The following is a 2,720-nucleotide window of genomic DNA, read 5'->3' as shown; positions in this document are numbered from 1 at the left end:
CGACAACCTCGCCTTTCAGATTGAGAAGCGGTCCCCCGCTGTTGCCGGGGTTGATCGAGGCATCAGTCTGGATAAAATCGTCATATGGTCCGGCGCCTATTACCCTTCCTTTTGCGCTGACTATGCCGGCCGTGACGGTATGTTCCAGCCCAAAGGGGTTTCCTATGGCAACAACCCAGTCTCCCACTACAAGCCTGTCGGAATCACCAAATGTCGCCGCCGGCAGCGGTTGTTTCGCGTTGATTTTAATGAGCGCTATATCAGTCTTCGGGTCTCTTCCAACAATGGCAGCATCATATTCCTTTTCATCGGATAACTTTACCTTGATGGTCTGGGCCTTTTCTACGACGTGGTTATTGGTAAGGATATATCCTTCCCTGTCAATGATCAAACCTGATCCAAGGCTCCTCTGTTTGAACTCCCGTCTGGGTGAATTCCCAAAAAATTTATCAAAAAACTCGTCACCGAAAAAGTCCTTAAAGGGGTTAGCCTGTCCCGGCCCCATGAACCTGTCCTGCATGCTTGAACCCTTGATGACAGTTGTTGTGCTTATATTGACTATCGATGGCTTCACGCGGTTGACGAGTTCGCTGAAACTCGGCAGACCTTTATCGAATGCCACTGTTTTGATGCTTGGCCTGTTGGCATCAAAGGTAACCCTCTCGGGGACAACCTGTCCCTTGACGAACATAAATACAGGGACGGCCGCAATCAGAAGTATAATAATTAAGAACCAATTCTTGTTTTTCATCGATTTCCTCCGGTTTAAATGGGCAATTTGACGGAAAACAGACTGCCGTGAGAAAGTTGACTCTGCACCTCTATGTTCCCGTTATGAGCCTCGGCGATCCACTTGCTGATAGAAAGACCGAGACCGCTTCCGCTCTCACGTTTTCTCGACCGGTCTGCCCTGTAGAACCTGTCAAATATATATCTTATATCTTCTTGGGAGATACCGGTTCCGTTGTCCTTCACGCGTATTGCAACATATCCGTTATTCACATGAGAAGATACTGTTACCAGACCACCTTTCTGTGTATATTTAATCCCATTCTCCAGGATATTCCAGAGCATCCTCCGCAGCTTCAATTCATCACCCCGCACCCTTACGTCTTCCAGTTCATTTACAACGAGCTGGATCCCTTTGTTCTCCGCGAAGATCCTCATGTTCACACACACATCTGCGACAAGGTCCCTGAGTGAGATGTCTTCGAGGTTCAGTCTTATATCATGTGTCTCTGCCTTCGACAGTAAGAGCAGGTCATCGATGATCCTCGACATCCTGTCGATCTCCTCAAGGTTGCTCGCAAGAAGTTTTTTATAGTCGCCCGTGTCCCTTTCTTTCCGTAACGCAACCTCTGTCTCACCTTTCAGGATCGTAAGGGGCGTCTTGAGCTCATGCGACACATCGATACTAAACTGGTTGATCCTCTGGAAGGCATCCTTGAGCCTGCTGATCATTGCGTTGAATGTCTCTGCGAGCTTACCCAGTTCGTCTTTTCTTCCCCTTATATCGATTCGCTCGTCGAGGTTGCTCGAAGATATCTTGACCGCTGCCTTTCTTATCTGATCAACGGGTTTTAGTGTCTTTTTTGCCATAAAATAGCCTGTAGCGATAGTCACGCCGATCGACGTGGGAATACTGATTATCATGATGATAAAGAGCTTTCTCATCGTCTCATCGAATTCTTCCAGCGACGTACCGATCTGGATGATGCTTGTCACCTTTTGTTTTCCCACAATAATCGGAATTGTTACCATCCTTAACCGCGGACGCGCTGTCTCGATTGTTTCATATACAACTTCGCCCCTGAGGGCCCGCTCCAGGGTACTGAAACTCGTTGGCACAGTTTCTGTTTCTATATCATTCATTTTTGCACCGATCCTGCCGGACGAGTCGATGATCTGGATAAACTTACCCTTCGGCTTTCTGCCGAGCACATTCTCGAGATACCTCTCGAAATTGCCGAAGATTGTCCGGTTGTGTGTTTCGGTCAAGGAAGAGGAAAGGACATCTCCGATGGATTTGATCTTTGCGTCGATACTCCTCTCGAGGCTGTTCCTGAAATAGATATAGACTCCGCTTGAAAACACAACGAGGATCAGGGCGAGGATCCCGCCATACCATATTGTCAGCTTCCATTTGATGGGGAGATTAATTTTTTTCATTGTCTTCTTTAAACGTGTAACCGATGCCCCGTACCGTATGGATATATTTCTTTTCAGAGATAGATTCAATCTTTTTGCGTAAGAAATTCACATAAACATCTACGATGTTTGATGAGTCATCCTGATTCTGCCATACGTATTCTGCGATCTCTTTTCTCGTTAACGGTTTTTCACTGTTTTTTAAGAGATACTCCATGATCAGAAATTCCTTTTCCGTCAATTCAGCCTCTTTTGAGCCTATATTCAGCTTTCTTGTATAAGGGTTCAACGCAATATCCCTGTATTCAAGGAGAAGCTGTTCTGCCTTCCGGCTTCTCCGTAGGAGGGCCCTTATACGCGCCAGGAGTTCATCAAATGAAAAGGGTTTTGTCAGATAATCATCGCTGCCGGTATCAAGACCCTTCACAACATCCTCTTTTGAGCTTTTTGCCGTGATGATGAGGACCGGCGTATCTATGCCTGTTGCCCGCATTCTTTTCAGGAGTTCGAGCCCGTCTATCTCGGGGATCATGAGGTCAAGAAGGACGATATCGTACGCAGAGGCACCGACA

At 46.9% G+C, this 2,720-nt stretch carries 3 protein-coding genes; all 3 read right to left on the bottom strand.

The genetic code is table 11. From position 1 onward, the window contains the following. A partial coding sequence (locus PHU49_16825; GenBank protein MDD5245673.1) for a trypsin-like peptidase domain-containing protein occupies window positions 1–751 on the bottom strand: 751 nt, incomplete at its 3' end. Between the two features lie 14 nt (window positions 752–765). After that, window positions 766–2,169 (bottom strand): heavy metal sensor histidine kinase, encoded by a 1,404-nt coding sequence (locus PHU49_16820; GenBank protein MDD5245672.1) that lies wholly within the window; start codon window positions 2,167–2,169, stop codon window positions 766–768. Beyond that, window positions 2,156–2,720 (bottom strand): response regulator transcription factor (locus tag PHU49_16815; GenBank protein ID MDD5245671.1); only part of this gene is annotated, 565 nt, incomplete at its 5' end. The genes PHU49_16815 and PHU49_16820, both read right to left, overlap by 14 nt.

It is taken from the genome of Syntrophorhabdaceae bacterium, from assembly GCA_028713955.1.
GTDB lineage: Bacteria > Desulfobacterota > Syntrophorhabdia > Syntrophorhabdales > Syntrophorhabdaceae > UBA5609.
The sequence above is the reverse complement of the archived record's forward strand: the minus strand, read 5'-3'. Positions and strand labels throughout refer to the sequence as shown.